22 protein-coding genes and 1 pseudogene are annotated in these 23,265 nt (G+C 46.6%); 2 read left to right on the forward strand and 21 right to left on the reverse strand.

Going from position 1 to position 23,265, the window contains the following annotated elements; all coding sequences use genetic code 11:
• Positions 1–30: 30 nt before the first annotated feature.
• From deoD to ACTO17_RS03445, 3 genes are all read right to left on the reverse strand, one after another.
• A complete protein-coding gene (deoD, locus tag ACTO17_RS03435; protein ID WP_482556903.1) occupies positions 31–750 on the reverse strand; it encodes a purine-nucleoside phosphorylase in 720 nt (239 codons plus the stop codon).
• 123 nt (positions 751–873) lie between these two features.
• On the reverse strand, positions 874–1,197 hold the full coding sequence (locus ACTO17_RS03440) for an AzlD domain-containing protein (protein WP_172538528.1): 324 nt from the start codon (positions 1,195–1,197) through the stop codon (positions 874–876).
• Positions 1,194–1,976 carry an AzlC family ABC transporter permease gene (locus ACTO17_RS03445; RefSeq protein WP_482556904.1) on the reverse strand — a complete coding sequence of 261 codons (783 nt, stop codon included), beginning with the start codon at positions 1,974–1,976 and terminating at the stop codon, positions 1,194–1,196. The genes ACTO17_RS03440 and ACTO17_RS03445 overlap by 4 nt, the downstream gene beginning before the upstream one ends.
• 214 nt (positions 1,977–2,190) lie before the next feature.
• On the opposite strand from ACTO17_RS03445, the gene ACTO17_RS03450 reads away from it, so the two are divergent.
• Positions 2,191–2,415, forward strand: a complete 225-nt coding sequence (locus ACTO17_RS03450) for a hypothetical protein (RefSeq protein WP_172538526.1) — start codon at positions 2,191–2,193, stop codon at positions 2,413–2,415.
• Positions 2,416–2,539: 124 nt separating this feature from the next.
• Here the strand turns inward: ACTO17_RS03450 and ACTO17_RS03455 are convergent, their stop codons facing one another.
• Together ACTO17_RS03455 and ACTO17_RS03460 are read right to left on the reverse strand one after the other, a co-directional pair.
• Positions 2,540–3,151 (reverse strand): HAD family hydrolase, encoded by a 612-nt coding sequence (locus ACTO17_RS03455; RefSeq protein WP_172538525.1) that lies wholly within the window; start codon positions 3,149–3,151, stop codon positions 2,540–2,542.
• A gap of 10 nt (positions 3,152–3,161) precedes the next feature.
• A complete protein-coding gene (locus ACTO17_RS03460; RefSeq protein WP_172538524.1) occupies positions 3,162–4,445 on the reverse strand; it encodes an adenylosuccinate synthase in 1,284 nt (427 codons plus the stop codon).
• Positions 4,446–4,673: 228 nt separating this feature from the next.
• Here ACTO17_RS03460 and ACTO17_RS03465 point away from each other — a divergent pair, with 228 nt between their 5' ends.
• Positions 4,674–5,327 carry a trimeric intracellular cation channel family protein gene (locus tag ACTO17_RS03465; RefSeq protein WP_482556905.1) on the forward strand — a complete coding sequence of 218 codons (654 nt, stop codon included), beginning with the start codon at positions 4,674–4,676 and terminating at the stop codon, positions 5,325–5,327.
• Between the two features lie 15 nt (positions 5,328–5,342).
• Here ACTO17_RS03465 and ACTO17_RS03470 read toward each other — a convergent pair whose 3' ends face one another.
• From ACTO17_RS03470 to cysD, 16 genes and pseudogenes are all read right to left on the reverse strand, one after another.
• Positions 5,343–6,209 (reverse strand): DegV family protein, encoded by an 867-nt coding sequence (locus ACTO17_RS03470; RefSeq protein WP_172538522.1) that lies wholly within the window; start codon positions 6,207–6,209, stop codon positions 5,343–5,345.
• Between the two features lie 57 nt (positions 6,210–6,266).
• Entirely contained in the window at positions 6,267–6,623 is a 357-nt protein-coding gene (locus ACTO17_RS03475; RefSeq protein ID WP_172538521.1) for an Hpt domain-containing protein, read from the reverse strand.
• Positions 6,620–7,723, reverse strand: coding sequence for an HD domain-containing phosphohydrolase (locus ACTO17_RS03480; RefSeq protein WP_172538520.1), 1,104 nt, complete (start codon positions 7,721–7,723; stop codon positions 6,620–6,622). Before ACTO17_RS03480 ends, ACTO17_RS03475 begins: the two co-directional genes overlap by 4 nt.
• Before the next feature lie 12 nt (positions 7,724–7,735).
• Positions 7,736–9,853, reverse strand: coding sequence for a flagellar assembly protein A (locus ACTO17_RS03485; RefSeq protein ID WP_482556906.1), 2,118 nt, complete (start codon positions 9,851–9,853; stop codon positions 7,736–7,738).
• A gap of 220 nt (positions 9,854–10,073) precedes the next feature.
• Positions 10,074–11,699, reverse strand: a complete 1,626-nt coding sequence (groL, locus tag ACTO17_RS03490) for a chaperonin GroEL (protein ID WP_172538518.1) — start codon at positions 11,697–11,699, stop codon at positions 10,074–10,076.
• An 84-nt stretch (positions 11,700–11,783) separates the two neighbouring features.
• Complete coding sequence (groES, locus tag ACTO17_RS03495) at positions 11,784–12,071, reverse strand: co-chaperone GroES (protein ID WP_172538517.1); 288 nt, start codon at positions 12,069–12,071, stop codon at positions 11,784–11,786.
• A 151-nt stretch (positions 12,072–12,222) separates the two neighbouring features.
• Positions 12,223–12,729 carry a C-GCAxxG-C-C family protein gene (locus tag ACTO17_RS03500; RefSeq protein ID WP_482556907.1) on the reverse strand — a complete coding sequence of 169 codons (507 nt, stop codon included), beginning with the start codon at positions 12,727–12,729 and terminating at the stop codon, positions 12,223–12,225.
• Between the two features lie 58 nt (positions 12,730–12,787).
• The gene (locus ACTO17_RS03505) at positions 12,788–14,188 is read right to left on the reverse strand and encodes a diguanylate cyclase domain-containing protein (protein WP_482556908.1); all 1,401 of its coding nucleotides are present in this window, start codon (positions 14,186–14,188) and stop codon (positions 12,788–12,790) included.
• Between the two features lie 239 nt (positions 14,189–14,427).
• Positions 14,428–15,591, reverse strand: coding sequence for a hypothetical protein (locus ACTO17_RS03510; protein ID WP_482556909.1), 1,164 nt, complete (start codon positions 15,589–15,591; stop codon positions 14,428–14,430).
• A 36-nt stretch (positions 15,592–15,627) separates the two neighbouring features.
• On the reverse strand, positions 15,628–16,749 hold the full coding sequence (locus ACTO17_RS03515; protein ID WP_482556910.1) for a hypothetical protein: 1,122 nt from the start codon (positions 16,747–16,749) through the stop codon (positions 15,628–15,630).
• Between the two features lie 38 nt (positions 16,750–16,787).
• Positions 16,788–17,486, reverse strand: a pseudogene (locus ACTO17_RS03520) (sulfate/molybdate ABC transporter ATP-binding protein); the annotation flags it as partial.
• Between the two features lie 13 nt (positions 17,487–17,499).
• A complete protein-coding gene (cysW, locus tag ACTO17_RS03525; RefSeq protein WP_172538547.1) occupies positions 17,500–18,351 on the reverse strand; it encodes a sulfate ABC transporter permease subunit CysW in 852 nt (283 codons plus the stop codon).
• A 108-nt stretch (positions 18,352–18,459) separates the two neighbouring features.
• Complete coding sequence (gene cysT, locus ACTO17_RS03530) at positions 18,460–19,311, reverse strand: sulfate ABC transporter permease subunit CysT (protein ID WP_482556911.1); 852 nt, start codon at positions 19,309–19,311, stop codon at positions 18,460–18,462.
• Between the two features lie 24 nt (positions 19,312–19,335).
• On the reverse strand, positions 19,336–20,352 hold the full coding sequence (locus ACTO17_RS03535; protein ID WP_482556912.1) for a sulfate ABC transporter substrate-binding protein: 1,017 nt from the start codon (positions 20,350–20,352) through the stop codon (positions 19,336–19,338).
• Between the two features lie 13 nt (positions 20,353–20,365).
• Complete coding sequence (cysC, locus tag ACTO17_RS03540; protein ID WP_172538509.1) at positions 20,366–22,192, reverse strand: adenylyl-sulfate kinase; 1,827 nt, start codon at positions 22,190–22,192, stop codon at positions 20,366–20,368.
• A 1-nt stretch (position 22,193) separates the two neighbouring features.
• On the reverse strand, positions 22,194–23,087 hold the full coding sequence (cysD, locus tag ACTO17_RS03545; RefSeq protein WP_172538508.1) for a sulfate adenylyltransferase subunit CysD: 894 nt from the start codon (positions 23,085–23,087) through the stop codon (positions 22,194–22,196).
• Positions 23,088–23,265: the final 178 nt, after the last annotated feature.

A 23,265-nucleotide genomic window follows, 5' to 3' on the forward strand; every position in this document is an offset into this window, starting at 1 on the left:
TCCATTTAGCTGAAACATCCCCCCTTGACTTTACACCCGATGGGCCGTTTCCAATGCAATCTCAATCATTTTGCCGAATCCGGTCTGCCTTTGTTCTGAGGTGAGCTGCTCCGGCTTGTAGATATGATCGGAAACCGTCAGAATGCAGAGCGCTCTCTTTCCTGCCCTTGCAGCATTAAGATAAAGTGCGCCGCTCTCCATTTCCACTGCCAGCACACCCATTTTCCGGAAACAGTCTTTGCTGTTGGGCCGGTCTGTGTAAAATGCGTCCTCTGACAGAATGTTTCCCACTCTGACCGGAGTTCCCAACTCCTTTGCGCTTTCCACTGCCGCGCTTAAGAGGTGATAATCCGCCAGCGGCGCCAAATGGCCCGGACAGTCAAACTGATCCGGATAATCGGACACAATGGAAGCTCCCATTCCGATCACCACGTCCATCACATTGACATCATCCAACAGGGCGCCGGCAGAACCCACTCTGATAATATTGTCCACATCATAAAAATGAAACAGTTCATAAGAATAAATTCCAATTGAGGGCATTCCCATGCCGGAGCCCATTACGGACAATTCTTTTCCCTTATACAATCCTGTGTATCCGAGCATTCCCCGTACCTGGTTTACGCATCTTACCTGCTCAAGATAAGTCTCGGCAATGTATTTTGCCCGCAGAGGATCCCCCGGCATTAGTACAGTTTTTGCAAAATCGCCTGCTTTGGCTTCAATATGCGGTGTTGGTATATTTGACATAGTCTGTTCCTCCTTTTTCTTTTTTATTGAGAACAGGATTTTCTTTCCGTCATCCGGCAAAAATCCCGTCTGAGTGCAAATAAACGGCAGCAGCCATTAAACTGTCAACAATCAAGTATCATTTCACATGCCCGCTGCCTGCAGCGCCATCCCCACTGCAAAAGCCGTCAAACTGGCACAGACGGCAACCGTAAACAGCCCTTTTCCCCGATAAGCGGCAAACAGCGCCGCCGCCACTCCTGCGCAGGCTGTGACAAGGGAACCGGTTGCATAGAACACGGCCGGAACCGTCATGGCTCCCAATACCGTATAGGGAATATAGGCCAGAAAAGAACGTATTGTTTTATTTTCAATTTTCCTGTGGAAAATCACAAACGGCAGTACGCGGATCAGATAAGTCACCCCGAACATAACCAGTAAATAAATCCAGAAATTTCCCGATTTCATTGTTTGCCCTCCTGTATCCTTCCGGCTTCTCTTTCCTGTGAGTCTGCCGGTTTTATCCGTTTCTTACCTTCCGGCTCCGGTTCTGGCTCCTCTGTTTCTATCGGAAAGAAAACTGCCCCTGCTGCGGAGGCGGCCACTGCGCAGATAATAATGGCAAATCCCTGTGAAATATGTCCAAACAGCGGAATGTAAGAAATACAGCAGCTCATAAAAACCGCCAGAATTACCATTTTTAGAATATTCCGGTCTTTCTTCATCTCAGGAACCACAATCGCAATAAACATTCCGTAAATGGCCAGTCCCAGGGCGTCGCTTACGCTTTGCGGCAGAATATTGCCAAGCACCGCCCCGGCAAGTGTTCCCGAAGTCCATCCCAGATAAGGCAGCGCTGCAAGTCCCAGAAAATACCGGCTGCTCACTTCTCCTCTGCGGCTCATTGCTACGGCAAAAATTTCGTCGGTAACGGCAAAACCGAGAACCATCTTCTTTCCTGCCCGAAACCGGCTGTCCACTTTCTGGGACAGGGAAATGCTCATCAAAGCATACCTGAGATTTATCACAAACTGGGAAATTGCTATTTCAATATAAGTCCCTGCCGCCGTTATCACGGTAAGTCCCGCAAACTGCCCGGCAGAAGTCAGATTCATCATGGACATTAAAAGCGCCTCCCACCAGTGCAGGCCTCCGGACACTGCTGCCAGGCCAAAGGTAAAAGACACGGAAAAATATCCGATGCCGATGGGACTGCCGTCCTTAATCCCCTGTACCAACTGTTTCATAATTTTTATCCTCTCGTTTTTATCCTGTCATTCTTATCCTTGATCCTTATCTTTCATTATACTAGATTCCGGGCCCTGCAACAACCAGAAAAATGGTTCTTGCCAAATCTCCCATTTCAGGATATGATAAATAGCATAAAACAAAAAGCGAAAGCGGCTGTTCCATGTTTATGAACTGCCTGTTTGTGCACAAATGCACAGAATGGAGGATACAATGAAGAAAACACAGCGCATTCTGGCAATCCTCGGTATTGTCCTGTTACTGGGACTGTACCTGTCCACACTGGTTTTTGCTTTGCTCGGAAAAGATTTCTTTCCTGTATTTATGGCATCCCTTTTTTCCAGTTTTGTAGTTCCGGTACTGATTTGGGCCTATGGTTTTGTTTACAAATTAATAAAAAAAAGAGCTTCCTCTGAAGCGGAAGAAACAGCATCCTGACATATGGACTGTTCAAAAAGAGGGGCTGCCGGAAAATGGCTAAATCCCCAACCGCTCCTGTAATTTTTCTGTCACAGCAAGCGATTGTATGCGGATTGCATTTTCCGGCAGCCTCTGTGAATTCTTACTCCGCCAGGCCCACGCCCAGGCTTTTCAGTTCTTCCTCTGCCTGTGATTTGGTATGAAACAGAATTGTGGCCATGCCAAGCTCATTGGCTGCAATAATATTGGCCCTGTTATCATCTAAAAAAACACATTCTGTAGGCTCCAGGCCATATTTTTGAAACAGGGATTCATAAATCTCCCGTTCCGGCTTCACCGCCTCCACTTCATAAGAAAAAATGGCTCCGTCCACATCCTCCACAAAAGAAAGCTCCTCAATGGTCTGGGAATACATCCGTCTGGAATAATTGGAAAGCAGATATACGCCGTATCCTAACTCCTGAAAGCTGCGAATCCAGGAACAGGCATAGTCATACTGCTTAATGCAGTTCCCCATATTATTCCAGAAATATACAATCTCCGCCTCGCAGTCCGGCGCCTGATCCACAAAACCCTTCAAAAGTTCTTCGTCTGACATTCTGCTCCGGTCAAATTCATTCCACAGCTGAGACAATACCGTTGCGTTTGCCACCTTTTCATAGACTTCCGGCGAATAACCCAGGGTATCCATATAGCCCCGCCAGTCAAAATCCACCAGAACCTTTCCCACATCAAACACTATATTCTTTATCATATTCTTTCCTTTATTTTCCATTGCGGTAAATAATGTCATCTCTGCCCGGTCCATTTGAAATCATGGTAATCGGGAATCCGATTTTCTCTTCTACAAATTCAATGTATTTCCTGCAGTTTTCGGGCAGATCTTCGTAGTTCCGGATTCCCCGGATTTCGCATTTCCAGCCGGGAAGGGTTTCCAGCACTGGTTTTGCCTGTTCCAGCTTCACGGTGGCAGGAAATTCCGTGGTAACCTTTCCGTCGATTTCATAGCCGGTACATACCGGAATCTCGTCCAGATATCCCAGCACATCCAACACCGTAAAAGCCACGTCTGTGGTACCCTGAATCCGGCAGCCGTATTTGCTTGCCACTGTGTCAAACCATCCCATACGTCTGGGACGGCCTGTGGTCACTCCGAATTCTCCGCCGTCTCCGCCCCGGCGTCTCAGCTCATCTGCTTCTTCTCCGAAAATCTCGCTGACAAAGGCTCCTGCTCCCACAGAAGAAGAATACGCCTTGCAGACCGTAATGATTTTCTTAATCTCATAGGGAGGAATTCCGGCTCCGATGGCTCCGTAAGCTGCCAGTGTGGAGGATGAGGTAACCATGGGGTAAATCCCGTGATCCGGGTCCTTCAAAGAACCTAACTGGCCTTCCAACAGAATATTCTTTCCCGCCTGCACTGCTTCCCAGAGATAAGCGGATGTGTCGCAGACATAAGGCTCGATCATCTGCCGATATTCCTCCAGTTCCTTCAGCAGCTCTTCCGGCTTCAGCAGCGGCTTGTGATAAAGATGCTCCAACAGTACATTTTTCGTCTCGCAGATTCTTTCCGCTTTTTCTTTCAGCCGTTCTTTCTCAAACAGCTCACTGACCTGGAAACCAATCTTGGCATATTTATCGGAATAAAATGGCGCAATTCCTGATTTTGTGGAACCGAAAGATTTTCCTCCCAGGCGCTCCTCCTCATACTGGTCAAATAAGATATGATAAGACATTACCATCTGGGCGCGATCAGACACCAGAATTTTCGGCTCAGGCACGCCTCTGTCCACAATGGACTGAATTTCCCTGCAGAGCACCGGAATATTCAGCGCCACCCCATTTCCGATAATGCTTGTCGTATGATTGTAGAACACACCGCTGGGAAGCGTGTGCAGCGCGAATTTGCCATAATCATTGACAATGGTATGGCCCGCATTTGCACCGCCCTGGAAACGCACGATAATGTCAGCTTCCTTTGCCATCATATCCGTGATTTTTCCTTTTCCTTCGTCTCCCCAGTTTGCACCAACAATTGCATTTACCATTTAAAGTTCCTCCTTTATGTTCCCTTCGGCAGAAGGGAGGCTTTGCTGTATGTCATGAGCATTTACTTCACTATTATAGCGGAAATCCATTCATAAGTAAAATCAATGTTAATTATATTTGGTATAATTATTTCTAATGGGCCACGAAATTTTATCTTTTGCATTGTATTTTTTATTTTTATTCTGTATAATAGGCCAAAATACGCATTAGAAACGGGGCATAGAACTATGACTTACACAGAACTGTTTATTTTTATACTGGAAATTGTCGGCACTATCGCGTTTGCCTCCTCTGGAGCCATAACGGGCATCCGAAAAAACATGGATATTTTCGGCGTCAATGTGCTTGGGATCACTACGGCTGTAGGCGGCGGCTGTGTCCGGGATCTCCTTTTGGGCATTCACCCGCCTAAAATGTTTCAGAATTTTGCATATGTAGGCACCGCCATTCTGACCTCCTGCCTGCTGTTTCTCCTGTTTTACCTGAAAAAAGAGCTGTTGGAAAGCTCTTTTGTGGAGCATTATGAACGGCTGATGAGTTCCTTAGACGCGGTGGGCCTGGGAATTTTCACTGTAACAGGCATCCGCACTGCCATGGCCCTGGAAACCAGTCACATTAACAACATATTCCTTCTGGTTTTTGTAGGCGCCACCACCGGAATCGGCGGCGGCATGATGCGGGACGTGATGGCCGGAAATACCCCTTTTGTTTTCATCAAGCATGTATATGCCTGTGCCGCTTTAATCGGAGCATTTCTGTATATTTTCCTGTACCGGCTGATTCCGGACACCGCCGCCATGCTGATCAGCTCCCTGACAGTTGTGGTCATCCGGCTTCTTGCCGCCCATTACCGGTGGAACCTGCCCCGCATCCAGAAATAATCTGTCTGCAAACGCTTAAGATAGTTTTTTTGCGCATGCAACGGCCAAGGCGCCGGGCCCGATATGGCATGCCACGCTCAGAGACAGGGGATCTACCGTTGTCACCTCAGCCTGAGGAAATGCCTCCTGTACCTGAGCCTTAAATTCCATTGCAGTTTCCCGGTCTTTGGTGTAGGCAATATACAGATGCATGTTCTCTCCTGTTTCATCTTTAAAACGTTTGGAAAAGTCATTCTTAACGGCCTCTATCATAATGTTTTTGGCCTGTTTCACAGTTCTGGCTTTGGCAAAAGCGTCCAGCTTTTCTCCCTGAATCTGAAGCACCGGCTTCAATTTCAGCAGAGTGCCCAATGCTGCGGCGGCAGGCGTAATCCTGCCGCCTTTTTTCAGATAAGCCAGCGTGTCCACCATAATATAAATACTGGAATCGTATTTCGTCTCCTCCAGATAATTCTTGATTTCTGCCGCGCTCTTTCCCTGTTCTGCCAGGACTGCCGCGTCCATAACCGACTGCTTCTGAGTCACGGAAATGCGCTGATTGTTCACCACCTGCACTTTTCCATCATAATCCTGGGACAGCATCATCGCCGTCTCACAGGAGCTGCTCAGGCCGCTTGACATGGGGATATGCACGATTTCGTCATATTCCTCCAACAGCTTATCCCATAAATCTGTAACGGAACCCACAGCCGGCATGGAAGTGGATATTTCCGCATTTCCCTCCAGCTTCTCATAAAACTGCTCCTGGGTTAAATCAATATCCTCAAAAAACGTTTCTCCATTGATGAAAAACGGCATGGGCAGCACATTTATGCCGTATTCTCTTGCCTGTTCCTGGGTAATTCCGCTGTTACTGTCTGTTACAACTGCAATTTTTCCCACCTGAATTGTCCTCCTTTATTGTCTGAAAACATGCGGTTTCATGCATGTTTCTTTCCATTACTCAATCCGCATAATCACATCCATCACCTGGGTATAAGCTTCCTTCAGATTTGCCACGTCTGCTTCCAGGCCCTCATAATTCTCGCTGCGCAGTTTTTCCACTACCACCACGTCTGCATTCATGATTTTTTCCATACCGAGATTGCCGGCCACCCCTTTTAAGGTATGGGCGCAGTGAAATGCGTCCTCATAGCTTTTTTCTGCCACTGCCTGTTCCAGTCCTGCTAAATTCTTATCATCCTTGAACTTTAATAACAGCCGTTTCAGCAGCATTTCATTATTCATCAAACGGTTCAAGGCTTCCTCCATATTCACTCCTGCTGCAGCTAACGCTTCTTTTATCTCCTGATTCATACTGTTTCCTCTCTTTCTTCTACCTCTATTGTTTCAATTTCTTTTCTGGACATACGGAAGCATTCCATAATTTTGGGTGAAAATATTCCGCAGTCTCCGCCCAGAATCATATAATATGCTTCCTCCTTGGAAAAGGAGCGTTTGTAAATCCGTTCGCTGATCAACGCATGATATGCGTCTACCACAGACACAATCTGGGCGGAGATGGGAATTTCATCTCCCTTCAGCCCTTCCGGATACCCTCTTCCGTCATACCGTTCATGATGATATCGGCAGATTTCCATACTTTTCTTATAATCCTCCGGCGTCTGAATTCCTTTCATCATTTTCATGATCTCACAGCCTTTGGACGTGTGGGATTTCATATATTCATTTTCTTCTTTTGTAAGCTTGGCCGGTTTGAAAAGCACATGGTCGGATATCAAAAGCTTGCCGATGTCCCGCAGCGCGGCCAGTTCTGCAATGGCTTCCACATCTTCATCCTTCAGCTTGTACTCCGGATAATGCACCTGCACCTTTTTGCCGATAATTCTGCTGATTTCCCGCACAGTCTGGGTATTTTCATCAAATTCCGGATAATGATGCTCTAAAATATTGCAGACTACGTCGATCATCTGACGGCTGGATTTCTTTAATTTCTCTGCCTGAAGCTTCAAAACGGTATATTGCTTGCGCAACAGCTGATTCTGCTCCTGCACCTTTTCTTCCATGTGGTTTTTATGCTGATACAGAGAAATGTTATTATCCACCCGTTTTCTGACTACTTCCCGGTCAAAGGGCTTTCGGATCATATCTGACGCCCCAAGCCCGATACAGATTCGCTCTGTTTCCACCGACTGCTCCGCCGTCACCACCAGGACAGGAATGTGATCCAGCCATCCTTTTTCCTTCATGATTTCCAGTACTTTATTTCCATCCTCTCCTGACAAATGCCAGTCCAGAAGCACTGCGGCCGTCTCAGCATAATTCTCTTCCAATATCTGCAGAGCAGTTTTTGAATCGGACGCCTCCAAAATCTGATAATCACTGCGGAAAATTTCTGCCAGAATCAGACGGTTGCTTTCCATATCATCCACAATCAACATTTTATGGCGGTTCATACTTTTTCCTCCTTAATTCCGAAATACGCCGATTTCCTTATTGGATAAGCGCACTGTCACATTCTTCACGGAACTGGCCGCAGTCCAGTGCATCCCATTCATCTGCACAACAGTTCCTGCATTCAGGATACCGTACACCACCATCTTTGCTTCATTTGCTTTGCTTCTTTTTTCTTCCAGTTCCCTGGTCCGCTCCACCTGCTGCTCCATCTGCTTGCGCTTAATATAAGTTGCCTGTTCTACTTTCAGGTACAAATCCATTCCGTTCCGCACCTCCGGCGGATACTGCTTCTGAAGTTTCTTGTAGGCTTCCTCAAATATGGCCAGTTCTGACTGGAACTTTTTTAATTTAATTTCAGCCTCTTCCTCCTTCTCAATCATGGCCTTGCTGACGCCGATGGAAATATTCGTCAAAAGACCTGCCCGGTTTCCGATATGATGGGCCTTAACGCCGTTGACTGCCGCTGCTGTTCCGCCGATAATCGCTCCTCTGGTTCCGGAAATGACGATCTCCTTGCCGGCAATCATGTTGCAGTTCATTACATAATTGGCATAAATTCCTTCGTTGGACGTCAGCGACGCTCCCTCAAAAAATTTCCCATGGATCTCTCCTGCTGCTTCAATCACTGCCATACCGCCGCCGGACACACCGTTTTTAATGACAATCCGGCCTCCGCTCTGCAAACGGGCAGATTCCACGTTCCCTTCTACAATCAGTTCGTCTTTGGCCTGTATTACCACGCCGCTTCCCACATTTCCCCGCACCCAGATACTTCCGTTAAAGCGCAGATTGCCGGTGGATATGGTCACTTCATTGACTACCAGAAGGGGCTTTATTGTAATTTCATTATTTTTCAGTTCAATTTTGCCGGATTCCCGGGCGATATAAGTCTTTTTATCCTGAGAAAGCAAAAAGCCCCTGCCTTTGAGCATCTGCTTTTCCTGGCCGCCCTGGGCCGGAAGCTCTGTTCCGTCCACGGTTCGTCCGCCGATTCCCGGCTGCGCCTCATGGTACACGGCAATCACCTGGCCTGCCTGTACCTGCTCAAAATACACGGTATTCTGATAATCAATGGAGCCGTCTTTGCGGATTGCCGGAATCTGGGGAATTCCCGTTCGGAAAAAGAATTCGTAATAACCGTCCCTTCCACGCTCCGGTCGGGTGCCCTGAGCCGCCAGAAACCGTTTCGTTCCCTGCTCCGCCTCTTCTAAATTCTTCTCTATCTCTTTCTGCAGTATTCCAAATACAACGTTTTCTTTTGCCAGAAGCCGCATAATTTCATTTTTTGTTTTGCCGCTTCCTTTTTCTAATGTGACATACGCCTCCATTTTATCCTGGCTGACCGTTACCATACATTCCGTTGCCTGCCTTGCCTGTTCCTCCAGCAGTTCGATCTGAAGATCCCCATTCTGTTCCCGCTCCGCCTGTTCTTTCATCTTCAGACGCATTCGTTTCATTTCTTTTGCAGAATACATCATGCTTTTATAAGCAGACACATCCAGTCCTTCTTCCAGACCCAGGCGAATTTCGCGCATCTGCTGCCAACGGTACAATTCCCTTGCATAAATCGTCACGTCCACACGCCGTTCCAGACCCAGGCGGATTTCACGCATCTGCTGCCATCCAAAATAAATTTTGGCGTAAACCGAAGCGTCCAGACCTTCTTCCACGCCCAGACGGATCTCACGCAGGGATTCTCCCAGAAATTCTTTGATCAAATAAGGGGTGATGTCCGCCTTATGTTCCAGGCCCAGGCGGATTTCTTCTAATTGATCCGGCTCATAGCCTTCCTCTATATAGGAAAAGATATCCACATGCCCAATCTTTGCTTTGCGGATTTGCCGCAGATATCCGGCCTCAAGCTCCTGATGCCTGGACAGGTCTACCCCTTCCTTCAATGCTTTACGGATTTGCCGCATCCGGTCATAGGAAATCTCCGGTTTGGCATAGACAGATACATTCAGTCCCCATTCCAACCCCTTTTTTATTTCTTCCATCTGAAACCAGTCATATTTTACAGAAGTATACCAGGATACATCCAGTCCCTTCTCCAACCCCTGACGGATTTCTTCCATCTGCCCCTTATCGAACCCCATTGCTTCATATTTTCTGATTTGCTGACTGTTCACTTCCTTTTATTCTCCTCTTATTTTTTCATAAACTCACATATTAATTCTATTGTATATTTACGATACTGTCAATAAACAAATCCAATCCAAGACCTGAAAATACTTCTGAACTTTCAAATGGCAAAAGAGACTGGGGAAGTTTCATCTTCCTCAGTCCCTTTTTCTATCTTTAGCAGCCGGGAAACTGCCATCCATGCTCCGTACAAAGAGCCTGTCAAAATTACATCATTCCCATTCCGCCTGCGCCGCCTGCCGGCATTGCCGGCATATCTTCTTTGATATTGGCAACCACGGATTCTGTAGTCAGTAATGTGGAGGCTACAGAGGTTGCATTCTGCAATGCGCTTCTGGTTACTTTTACCGGGTCCAAAATTCCTGCTTCTACCATATTTACATATTCTTCCTTGGTGGCATCAAAACCAACGCCCGGATCGGATTCTTTCACTTTATTGATGATAACGGCTCCTTCCAGACCTGCGTTTGCTGCAATGTAGAACAATGGAGATTCTAACGCCTTCAAGATTACCTTAGCGCCTGTCTTTTCATCTCCGTCCATGCTCTCAGCCAAAGCTGCAACTTCTTTGGCTGCATGGATATATGCAGAACCGCCGCCTGCAATAATACCTTCTTCCACAGCTGCCCTGGTGGAATTCAATGCATCTTCCATCCGAAGCTTGCTTTCCTTCATCTCTGTCTCGGTTGCTGCGCCTACACGGATCACTGCTACGCCGCCTGCCAGTTTTGCAAGTCTTTCCTGCAGCTTCTCCTTGTCGAATTCAGAAGTGGTTTCTTCAATCTGTGTACGAATCTGCGCAACTCTCGCTGCAATTGCTTCTTTATCTCCTTCACCGTCTACGATAATGGTGTTTTCTTTCTGAACCTTCACAGATTTTGCGCGTCCTAACTGATCCATTGTGGTTTCCTTCAGCTCCAGACCTACTTCTTCAGAAATCACCTGGCCGCCGGTCAGGATTGCAATATCCTCAAGCATTGCTTTTCTTCTGTCGCCGTAACCCGGAGCCTTTACTGCAACTACATTGAAGGTTCCGCGGAGTTTGTTTACAATTAAAGTGGTAAGGGCTTCTCCCTCAATATCTTCTGCAATAATCAGAAGTCTTGCGCCGGACTGCACTACCTGCTCTAACAATGGAAGGATTTCCTGGATATTGCTGATTTTCTTATCGGTAATCAGAATATATGGATCGTCTAATACTGCTTCCATCTTATCCATATCGGTTGCCATATATGCGGAGATGTATCCCCGGTCAAACTGCATACCTTCTACCAGATCAAGCTCTGTCTGCATGGTCTTGGATTCTTCAATGGTAATAACGCCGTCATTGGAAACTTTCTCCATAGCGTCTGCCACCAGATTTCCAACTTCTTCGTCTCCTGCAGAAATTGCAGCTACTTTGGCAATCTGATCTTTGCCGTTTACTTTCTGGCTCATTGCTGCGATAGATTCAATGGCTTTCTCTGTCGCTTTCTTCATGCCCCGGCGCAGAACGATTGGATTAGCGCCTGCTTCCAGGTTCTTCATGCCTTCTTTGATCATTGCCTGAGCCAAAACGGTAGCTGTAGTGGTTCCGTCGCCTGCAACGTCATTGGTCTTGGTAGCTACTTCTTTTACAAGCTGAGCGCCCATATTTTCGAATGCGTCCTCCAGTTCGATTTCTTTCGCAATGGTTACGCCGTCGTTGGTAATCAGGGGAGCGCCGAAGGATTTATCCAGTACCACGTTCCTTCCCTTGGGTCCTAAAGTCACTCTTACGGTATTTGCTAATTTATCTACGCCAGCTTCCAATGCTGCTCTGGCTTCTGTGCCATATTTCAATTCCTTTGCCATGATAATTCGTCTCCTTTTCCAATCTGATTCTGATATCTTTTAACTACATCAAATTCCTGCTTCAGCGCTCTGGCTGCGCTTTTGTTATCCCTCTACAATTGCCAGGATATCATTCTGCTTCACAATGATGTATTCTTCTCCGTCAACCTTTACTTCGTTCCCTGCATATTTGGAATAGATTACCTTATCCCCTTCCTTCACCTGCATGGTAACTTCTTTTCCATCTACCATTCCACCAGGACCTACAGCTACTACTTTCGCTTCCTGCGGCTTCTCCTGTGCGCTTCCTGCCAGAATGATGCCGGATTTCGTAGTCTCTTCTGCTTCACACTGCTTTAACACAACTCTGTCTCCTAATGGTACTAATTTCATTACAATTCCTCCTTATTCAACTATCTCTTCTGCTTTCTGCATTTCTTTTAGTTATTAGCACTCATTTATATCGAGTGCTAATTGCTTATGTACATAATTTAGCACTCCCCTTTTTTTTTGTCAATATCCATTTTCATATTTTATAAAAAGTTTAGATTTTTATAAAATATGAAAATGGATGCTCCTTTATATACTGTGCCATAAATTCCGCTGCCATCCGCACTAATTTAGGACAGGGACGCTTCTTGTAGTACTCATCTGTCCGCAGTTTTGGCGCAGGAGCGTCTTTTTTCTGCTCCAGCCCCAGAAGCTCCCGGCAGACAATGGAACCGTTTTTCTCTTCAAATGCCTGGGCAAGCTGCTGGATTCTCTTATAGTGCTCCTTCTTGCCCTGGTAATCTTTCGGATCGTCATAGCCGTAGAGCATCCCCGCCACCAGAAACATTCCGCTGACCGCGCCGCAGACTTCCCTGAGCCTGCCCATTCCGCCGCCAAAGGAAGAACTGAGCTTTGCGGCTGTTTTTTCCTCCATACCGTGCAAATCAGAAAATGCCAGAACCACCGCCTGGGTGCAGTTGTATCCTTTCAGAAAATTTTCCTCTGCAATCTGTCCGTAATCCCGGCTGTTTCCTGTTTCTGTTGTTTTATTCTCTCCCATGCTCCTGTATTTATCCTCCTGTATGAATTTACTTTGGCCGAATTATTTTTATATTTTCCTATGCTCCTGAACCATCATCCGGCCTGTCCGCTTCCCATGCTTTTATTACATAGCAGGCCCGGCCGTTTTCTTTTGCCTGATACAGCATAATGTCTGTTTCTGACAATATCCGTTCCACACTCTGGGGAAACACAAACTGACAGGCGCCGATACTGCAGCTTACTTTTTTATCTGGAAGGATGGCTGCAATTACCTGAAGAAACTGTTTCAGACGGCACTCCAGCTCCTTCTGCTCCATGGAATGCTCAATGATAACGGCGAATTCATCTCCGCCGATTCTTCCCACTGTCCCGCTGCACCTGAATATACTCTGCAGGTGTCCCGCAATGTCTCTCAGAACCTTATCCCCTGCTGAATGTCCGAAGGTATCGTTAATTTCCTTAAAATAATCCACGTCTACAAACAAAAACCATCCCAGAGGCTTTTGCCCTTGGCAGTTCCCCTTCTGGACTTTCTCACAATGGTAAAGAAACATCCTTCTGCCCATTGCGCCGGTCAGTTCATCGATCTCTCCTTTATATTCCCGGTATAACATATATTTATACATGGAAATCAGTAAAATAACTGATATCACATTCAAAGACAGAGACGCCACCAAAAACTGTATCTGCAGATGCAGCAAATCTCCTGCAATTCCTGCAGAGACCGCTATGCCGTGCCTCTCCAGCATATAAGACTCCCTCTGGGAAAAATAAACTGCCGCAGAAACTGCCATGCAAAAAATGAAAAACTCAAAAACAGCAAAAAACAAATTCGCTTTCCCAGAGTTATAGGGATTATTTACAGACTGATCCATACCGGTTTTAATATCCTGCACCGTATGCCCCTGATAAACGGTCAGCAGCAGCGTAACTACACCCACGCAGATCGCTGCAAAAACCGCATCGTCCCAGTCATAGTGAAATGCAGAATAAAAGTGATATCCAAGTTCCGGAAACAGCAGCTCCAGTGCCGTATATACAATCAGTGAATGTATTTTCGGCGCAATCAGGGAAATCACGCCGCTCCATATCCGGTAGTGTTTCCTGCTTTTTGCAAATTGAAACACAATTCCCACAAGAAATCCAAACACTACCCTGGTTCCAACGCTCAGCAGCAAGCTGGACACCGGAGAACCGCTTAAAAATGGAGAAAATACTGCATCTGCCGGCATAACGTAAGATCCTGACGCTTTGTACATACTGGCGATTCCGAACACCAGCCCGAGAATCGAAGACGGTACAGGACCGAACAGGCATCCTGCCACCAGAATCGGAAGGTATGCGATAGTAATAGAAATGGGCGGTATATGAAGATACCCCAGAAAAGTAAAGGACATTAAAAGTTCAATGGCAATTAAAATCCAAAAACAATAACGATCAAAACAGGAATCACCCCACAGTTTTTTTGTTGCTTTCATCAAATATTCCTCTCTGTATACGTACCACTTTGCATTATTAACCATAACCCATCTATTTGAAAAAGTCAACATTTCCTGCCGAAATAAACCGCCTGTCCTTAAATTATTACTCCGGCGGTTAAATGTTGACGAATTTTAACCGCCGGAGTAATAACTTTATAAAAGAGCTGCCGCATTAAGAAGTAAACATACAAGAGACCATACCCTGTAACTGCATTTCTTAATGCGGCAGCCCGTTTTCACTGTACCGTTTGCCGTAATTCACGGCTGTTTGCTGTACCCCCCCCCCAGGATTTTTTCACCCTGCTCCCCATCGTTTGAAAGGGATGCTTCAGCTTGTACTTCAAATCTGACATCTCGCATTCCAGTTCTTCATTCTTCTTCATCAAACAGAGTGTTGAAGTTCCGAAAAGCTTCACCACATCTTCTATCATATCCAGATTTCTGGGGTTCCATTTTTCCCCCGCCTGATAAGTTTCCTCAAACAGTCTTTCTTCCCCCAGATATTCCCTGGCAATCCTGCGGTTTCCCTCTTTATATTCCGCCATAAATTCCTGAAACTCCTGTTCAGACATCATGCTGCTGTTCCTGTTTTCTCTGGACTGAAGAGAAAATTCCCTTAACCACATCCTGAACAAATCGTTGCTTTTCTGATCTAAATCCGGCAATCCGTTCAGTATCCGTTTAATCTCACTGCAGTTTTTGGTCAGGCTGACGTTTGACACCTCTTCCCGAATCTGGTATTCCTCTGAAAACTTTAATCCGATTGTCTGGATAAAATCTTTCTGAATCAGCCCTTCTGAAAACCTGCTTCTGTCATATCTTCTGACGATGATATTTTCTTTTCCCACAATACCCGCAATTTTCTCTAACGTTTTGTAATAATCAAGCTGTACCACCGGAAGCCTTTTTATCATTTCTTCCCAGGTAATGACAGATGTTTTCCGAAGGCCTGCCTTTACAATCTGATTCCACCAGGAATAGACAAACTCATCCTGCCGGCGCAAATACACAACTATTTTCACAGTAAAAAGATTCTTTGCCAATTCCTTCTGAATCTGATCCCAGCACATACCTGAACATTTAAATCCATGATTCCACACACCTTCATCGGAAAGAATTATATTATCATACACTTCAAACTTTTCCTGAATCTGTTCAAAGTTTTCCCTGCAAATCTTTTCATCTGCGGCAAAATCCCACGATGCCTGATTCATGTTCCCAAGCAGAAAATGTCCGTTTCTCCATTTTCCCGTGTTAGCGTATTCAACTTCAAACATCGGATAATCGTACCCATATGAATGAAATGCCTCTCTGTTATCCATGCAAAAACGCTGAATGGCAGTTGTGGCCGTTTTCGGCGTTCCGATATGCAGATACAAAACTTTCGCATTTTTGCCCATATGTAAACACCCGCCTTTCATTTACCTGTCTCTATATTACTGCGCCTTCTTTCTCGAATTCTTAATTCGGTTTCCCACCGTCTGGAACGGATGATTCAGCTTATATCTTAAAGTGGTAATCTGATGCTCCAATTCTTCATTTTTCTTCAGAAGAGAGAGGGTAACCATTCCGAAAAACGTCACGGCGTCCTCCACCATCAAAGAATTGCCGGACTCCCACTTTTTCTCCACCTGATAGCTGTCGTCAAATAATTTATCCTGCCCTTTCAGATACTCCTCTGCAATCCTCCGGTTTCCCTCCTCGTATTTGCTCATAAATTCCCGCAGTTCCGGCTCGGAAAGCATACTGTACTGCCTGTCATTCCTGGGATTCATGGAAATTCCGCTTAAATATTCCCGGAACAGATCATTTCTTTTCTTATCCAGTCCCGGCAGACAGTTCAGAAGCCGCTTAATCTCATTGCTGCTCTTCGTCAGGCTTATATTTTCCACTTTTGACTCAATCTGATACCCTTCAGAAAGCTCCAGGCCGATTGCATCCGCAAAATCCGCCTGAATGGCCTGCCCCACAAAGGAACTCCTGTCAAACTTTCTTACGGTAATATTTTCCTTCCCCACAACTGCCGCTATCTTCTCTAACGTTCCATAATAGTCAAGCTGAACCACCGGAAGTTTTTCCAGCATTTCTTTCCATGTAAAAGAAGAAGTTTTTTTCATTCCTTCTTTTACCACCTGATTCCACCAGGAATAGGTGAATTCATCCTGCCGCCGCAAATATACAATCACTTTTATGGTAAAAATATTTTTCTCCAGTTCCTTCTTCAGCCTGTTCCATCCATTAATTCTAAATCCATGGTTCCACATGCTCTCGTCTGAAAGGATTACACCGTCATACTGTTCAAACGCTTCGTATATCTGCCCAAATGCCTCCTGGAATACTTTTTCTTCCTCCTCCAGACTGCGCTCTTCCATCGGAAGATACGTGTCTCCCACCAGAAAATGCGCATTTCTGGTCCGCAGCACATTGGGATATTTCCATTCAAATACAGGATAAAAATATCCTTGGCGGTTCAATAATTCCTGGTTATCCCTGCAAAAAAACTGAATTGCAGTTGTAGCCGTTTTCGGCGTTCCGATGTGCAAATATAACGTTTTCATCTACTTCATCTCCCTTTCCCGGAAAACCTCTCCGTTTCAATAAATTCTGCCACAAAATCCGTTTTCGGATGGAAGCAGATCTCGTCCGGCGTCCCGATCTGTTCTATTTTTCCCTGATTGATAATAATCACCTGATTGGCCACTTCCATGGCCTCCTCCTGATCGTGGGTGACAAAAATACTGGTAATGCCCACCCGTTCTATCATATCCCGCAGCCAGTTTCTCAGCTCCCGCCGCACTTTGGCGTCAATGGCCGCAAAAGGCTCGTCCAACAGCAGCAGGCCCGGGTCCGGGGCCAAAGCCCTGGCAAACGCCACCCGCTGTCTTTGTCCGCCGGACAGCTGATGGGGATAGCGTTTTCCCAAATCCTCCATGGAAATCAATTCCAGCAGCTCCTCCACCCGGGTTTTGATTTCCGCTTTGCTTTTTTTCTGGACCTCCAGGCCAAAGCCGATATTGTCCGCCACTGTCATATACCGAAACAACGCATAGTTTTGAAATACAAACCCAATGCCGCGTTTATTGCCAGGCAGATCATTGACCCGAATCCCATTGATTCTGATATCGCCGAAATCCGGCCGGTCCAGTCCGGCAATCATCCGGAGGATGGTGGTTTTGCCGCTTCCGCTGGGACCTAAAAGCGCCGCCATCTGACCTTTTTCGATTCCGAAGCTTACATGGTCCGATGCCTGAAATCCGTCAAACGTCTTACAAATATCCTTCATTTCCACATACATATTCCCATGCTCCTTATTTTTTCTTCCATTCCACCAGACTCTTGACAATCAGTATCAGCACCGCCAGCGCTACTAAGACGGAAGATACCGCAAAAGCCGCCGCTGTTTGAAACTCATTGTACAGAATTTCCACGTGCAGGGGCAGGGTATTGGTCTTACCCCGCAAATGGCCGGAAATCACAGATACCGCGCCGAATTCCCCCATAGCCCGGGCGCTGCACAGAATCACTCCGTACAAAAGGGCCCACTTGATATGCGGAAACGTAATCCGCCAGAAAATCGTCCACCCGCCTGCTCCCATCAATGCCGCCGCTTCCTCTTCATCTTTTCCCTGGGCGTTCAGCACCGGAAACAATTCCCGGAACACAAAGGGAAAGGTCACAAATATGGTTGCCAGGATGACTCCCGGCACTGCAAAAACAATTTTAATATCGTACTGATCCAGAAAATCTCCCATCCATCCCATAGTTCCGAATGTCAGGATAAACACCAGGCCGGCAATCACCGGAGAGATGGAAAACGGAATGTCAATCAAAGCCGCAAGGGCCTGCCTTCCACGAAAATAAAATTTTGACAGCAAAAAGGCTGCAAACACTCCGAACACGGTATTGACCAAAACAGCGGTTCCCGTGGCCAGAATGGTGAGCCAAAGCGCCTTGATGGTATATTCATCCAGTACCGCTTCCAGGTATGCCTCCCACCCTTCTCTCCAGGCGTTAACCGCCACCACTGCCAAAGGCAGCGCCAGCATCACAAAAAGAAACAGCACGCTGAGGCCAATCAGCAGATATTTCACTGCGCGGCTTCCGCCCTCTTCCTGAGGCTTCACCACCTTCTGGATGGAATTGATACTGTCCCCTACCATGTCCTGCTGATAGGTTCTCTGCTTTTTCTTAGCCATAATATTCTCCTTCTTACCTGCATCCCGCTTTGTCAGCCAAAGATTTTGCCAAACCGGGCGCTTCTCATATTTTCATGCTTTGCTGAACTTCTGCATATAAATCTGCAGTGAATTAATGAAAAGCATCAGCAAAAAAGAAACCAGAAGAAGCACCAGCGCAATGGCAGTGGCGTCGGAATATTTATACTGCTCTAACTTTGACATAATTAAAAGGGGCGCAATCTGTGTCTTAAAAGGAATATTTCCGGCAATAAATACTACGCTGCCGTACTCTCCTATCCCTCTGGCAAAAGCAAGTCCGAAGCCGGCCAGAAGCGCCGGAAACAGTTCCGGAAGAATCACCTTGAAAAAAGTGCGCGTCCGTCCTGCCCCCAGCATCATGGCCGCTTCCTCATACTGTCTGTCCAGTTTCTCCAACACCGGCTGCACAGACCGCACCACAAAAGGGATTCCCACAAATACCATGGCAATGGTAATGCCAATGCGGGTATATGCAATGGAAATGCCTATCTTATCAAAAGCCGCACCGATCCATCCCTGGTCGGAATAGAGAAAGGTAAGTGAAATACCTGCAACCGCTGTCGGCAGCGCAAAGGGCAGCTCAATCATTCCATCCATGATCCGTTTTCCCGGAAATTCGTACCGTACTAACACCCAGGCCAGAATCAGGCCGAACACTCCATTAATCAGGGCCGCAAGAAATGCGCAGGAAAAGCTCACCAGGTAACCGGACATCACCTGCCTGGAGGTAACTACCTCTGTGAATTCCTGGAAACTCATTTTACTGGCGCTGATAAAAATAGACGCCAGAGGAATCAGAATAAAACAGCCAAGCATGGCAAGGGTCACTCCCATGGAAAGGCCGAATCCCGGTATTACCCGGACTCCTTTTTTATTTTTTACTTTTACAATCTGCTGCTCCACGCCTCAAATTCTCCTTGTTCCATATTACTGCGCATAAATCTGATCAAACACTGCTCCGTCCTGGAAATACGTCTCGTAGGCCTCGTCCCATCCGCCGAATTCGTCAATTGTCACCAGATTCATCTCCAAATCAAACTTATCGGAAAACTCTTTCAGGATTTCCTCATTGGAAGGACGGTAATGATGCTTTCCTGCCAGTCTTTGGGCATCGTCACTGTAAAGATGCTCCAGATATGCTTTGGCCAGCTCCTCTGTACCGTGATCCCTGGCATTCTTATCCACCACTGCAACTGAAGGCTGGGCCAGAATGCTGACGCTGGGCGTTACAATCTCAAACTCATCCGGATGTGTCTCCAGGGACAGATACGCTTCATTTTCCCAGGCAATCAGCACGTCGCCCTGCCCGTTTTCTACAAAGGTATTGGTGGCTCCCCGGGCGCCGGAATCCAATACCAGAACATTTTTGTATAATTTCTTCAGAAATTCTTCTGTTTCCTGCTGATTTTTGCCGTTCTGCTGCTCATAGGCCCAGGCAGCCAGGAAATTCCAGCAGGCCCCGCCGGAGGTTTTGGGATTGGGGGTAATCACTTCCACTCCGTCTTTCACCAAATCATCCCAGTCTTTGATATTTTTCTCATTGCCTTTGCGCACCAGGAACACAATTGTGGACGTATAAGGAGCGCTGTTTCCCTCAAGCTCTTCCATCCACCCTTCCTCAATCATCCCTGAATTCTCAATGGCCGTGATATCATGGGCCAGAGCCAGAGTCACCACATCCGCCTCGTTTCCTTCGATGACGGAGCGGGCCTGGGAGCCGGAGCCCCCATGGGACTGAGTGATGGTCACATCGCTGCCGCCCTTTTCTTTCCAGTATTCATTGAAAATCTCATTGTATTCTGCATAAAATTCCCGGGTAGGATCATAGGAAACATTCAGAAGTTCCGTACCGTCCCCTTTCTTTTTCCCGGAATCACTGCCGCATCCCGCCAGACAGGAAACTACAAGAATGCAAAACAGCAATGCCGCCGCTTTTTTACTCATAATATTCCACCTCTTACAAATACTTCTCTAAGCCCTCTAACAGAATATCCAGACATTCTTCCAGGCTGTGTTTGCTGGTATCTACAACGATATCCGGATTTTCCGGCTCCTCATATCTGCCGGATATGCCTGTAAAGTTGGCAATCTTGCCCAGTCTGGCATCCTGATACAGACCTTTTACATCCCGCCGTTCGCATTCCTCCAAAGGCGTGCTTACGTAAACCTCCACAAAGCTGTCCCCGATAATCTCTTTGGCATTCCTGCGCTCCAACCGGTAAGGCGAGATAAAGGAGGTCAGCACAATCAGGCCCGCGTCGTTCATCAGCTTGCTGACTTCTGCAATTCTGCGGAGATTCTCAATTCTGTCCTGCTCCGTAAATCCAAGATTTTTATTCAGGCCCATACGCACATTATCCCCATCCAGCAACATGGTATGCCTGCCCATGGCAAACAGCCTCTTCTCCAGAGCGTTGGCCAATGTGGATTTGCCTGCGCCGGACAGTCCCGTCATCCAGATGGTAATGGCTTTCTGGCCCAGTCTCCCTTCCCGCATTTCTCTGGTAATATCCATATTATGCCAGGTCAGGTTCTCTCCCCGCTCCAGGGAATAGACAATGGTTCCGCAGGCGGAGGTCATATTGGTAATCCGGTCAATCAGAATCAAAGAACCCAGTTCCCGGTTGTTTTCAAAACAGTCAAATACAATATTGCTGCCTGTGGATATTTCACAGAACGCAATCTCATTCTTATAAATGGCGTCCGTGTAGACTTCCGCTCCGGTGTTTACATCAATCTTGTACTTGATTTTCATCACTGTAGCAGAAATCAGCTGGGTTCCTGTTTTCAGCCAGAAGTTCCGTCCGGCAATCAGACTGTTGTCATCCATCCATAAAATAGACGCCGCAAACATATTTGCCGCAGAAAGCTTATAATCTCTCTCCAGCACACATCCTCTGGAAACATCAATTTCCGTATCAAGCTGAATGGTAACTGCCTGCCCGCAGCTGCTCTGTTCTACCGGCTGATCTCCCTGAAGAATTCCGATCACTTTGGCTTTCTCCCGGCTGGGCATTACTGTGATTTCCTCCCCAACGGCAATTTCGCCGGAGGAAATCTGCCCCTGGAAGCCCCGGAAATTGTGGTTGGGACGGCATACCCGCTGTACCGGCATGGAAAAGCCGTGCCGGCCTTCCTTTGCTCCCACGTCTACTTCTTCCAGATAATGAAGCAGCGTATCTTCACTGTACCACATCATTTTTTCAGATTTCCGGGTGATATTGTCCCCTTCTGTAGCTGATACCGGAATAATCCGCAGCGTTCCGTAATCAAACTCTGCCATCAGCACTTTGATCTCTTTTTCAATTTTTTTAAACCGTTTCCTGTCATAATTCACCAGATCCATTTTGTTCACTGCAAAGACAAAATGGCGAATGCCCATCAGCGAACAAATTCTGGCATGACGCCTGGTCTGCTGCAGTACCCCCTGGCTGGCGTCTGTCAAAATCACTGCCAGGGAAGCAAAAGAAGCCCCCACTGCCATATTTCTGGTATATTCTTCATGGCCCGGCGTATCTGCCACAATAAAGCTTCTGCGCTCCGTGCTGAAATAGCGGTAGGCCACATCAATGGTAATTCCCTGTTCCCGCTCAGCCATCAGCCCGTCCAGCAGCAGGGAATAGTCGATCTTTCCCTCTCTGGAGCCTACTTTGGAATCCAGCTCCAGGGCCCGTTTCTGATCTGCAAAAATCAGTTTCGCATCATAGAGCATATGTCCGATTAACGTTGATTTCCCGTCATCCACGCTTCCGCAGGTAATAAATTTCAATAATTCATTCTTCATGTCAAAAATATCCCTCTCGCTTCCTTTTCTCCATGCTGGCTGAGCCGCCGTCTGAATCAATAATCCGGCTTGTCCGCTCTGATTCCACCGAGGACAAAGTTTCTTCTATAATCTCATCCAAAGTTGACGCTTCTGACTCCATGGCTCCGGTCAGAGGATAACAGCCCAGTGTCCGAAACCGCACGGTTTTTGTCTCAATTGTTTCCCCTTCTCTCAGCTTCAGCCTGTCATCGTCCGCCATAATCATCTGGCCGTCCCGCACAACCACAGGTCTCGGCTTTGCAAAATACAGGGATACAATGGGAATATTTTCCCGCTTGATGTACTGCCAGATATCCTTTTCCGTCCAGTTGGACAGCGGAAATACTCTTATGCTTTCTCCCTGTTTGATTCTGGTATTAAATAATTTCCACATTTCCGGCCTCTGGTTCTTGGGGTCCCAGGCATGACTTTCGTTCCGGAAGGAAAAAATCCGCTCTTTGGCCCGGGATTTCTCCTCGTCCCTTCTTCCGCCGCCGAAAGCCGCTGTAAATCCATACTTGTCCAACGCCTGCTTCAGCGCCTGGGTTTTCATAATGTCCGTATAAGCAGAACCGTGGTCAAAAGGGTTAATGCCCTGCCTGATTCCATCTTCGTTGATATATTCCAGCATTTCAATGCCAAGCTCTTTGGCTGTGGCGTCCCGGAATTCTATCATCTCTTTAAATTTCCATGTGGTGTTCACATGCAGAAAGGGAAAGGGCGGCTTCTCCGGGTAAAATGCTTTCATAGCCAGACGCAGCATAACAGAGGAATCTTTTCCGATGGAATATAGCATCACCGGTTTCTCACATTCTGCTGCCACTTCCCGCATAATGTATATGGCTTCCGCTTCCAGTTCGTCTAAATGGCTCATTTTTTTCTCCTTTTATTGCATATTATTCTCTAAAACAAATATTTCCAAATTATCATATTTAGTGTAAAAATAAATTGTGATAGAAATTTGAGTTTTATCAAATTTCTATCTGTATCGCTATGGTTCCTCAGTATTAAATTACAAATTCTATCAAAATCCACAAAAAAGAATGCCATCT

It is taken from the genome of Petralouisia sp. (assembly GCF_056822245.1).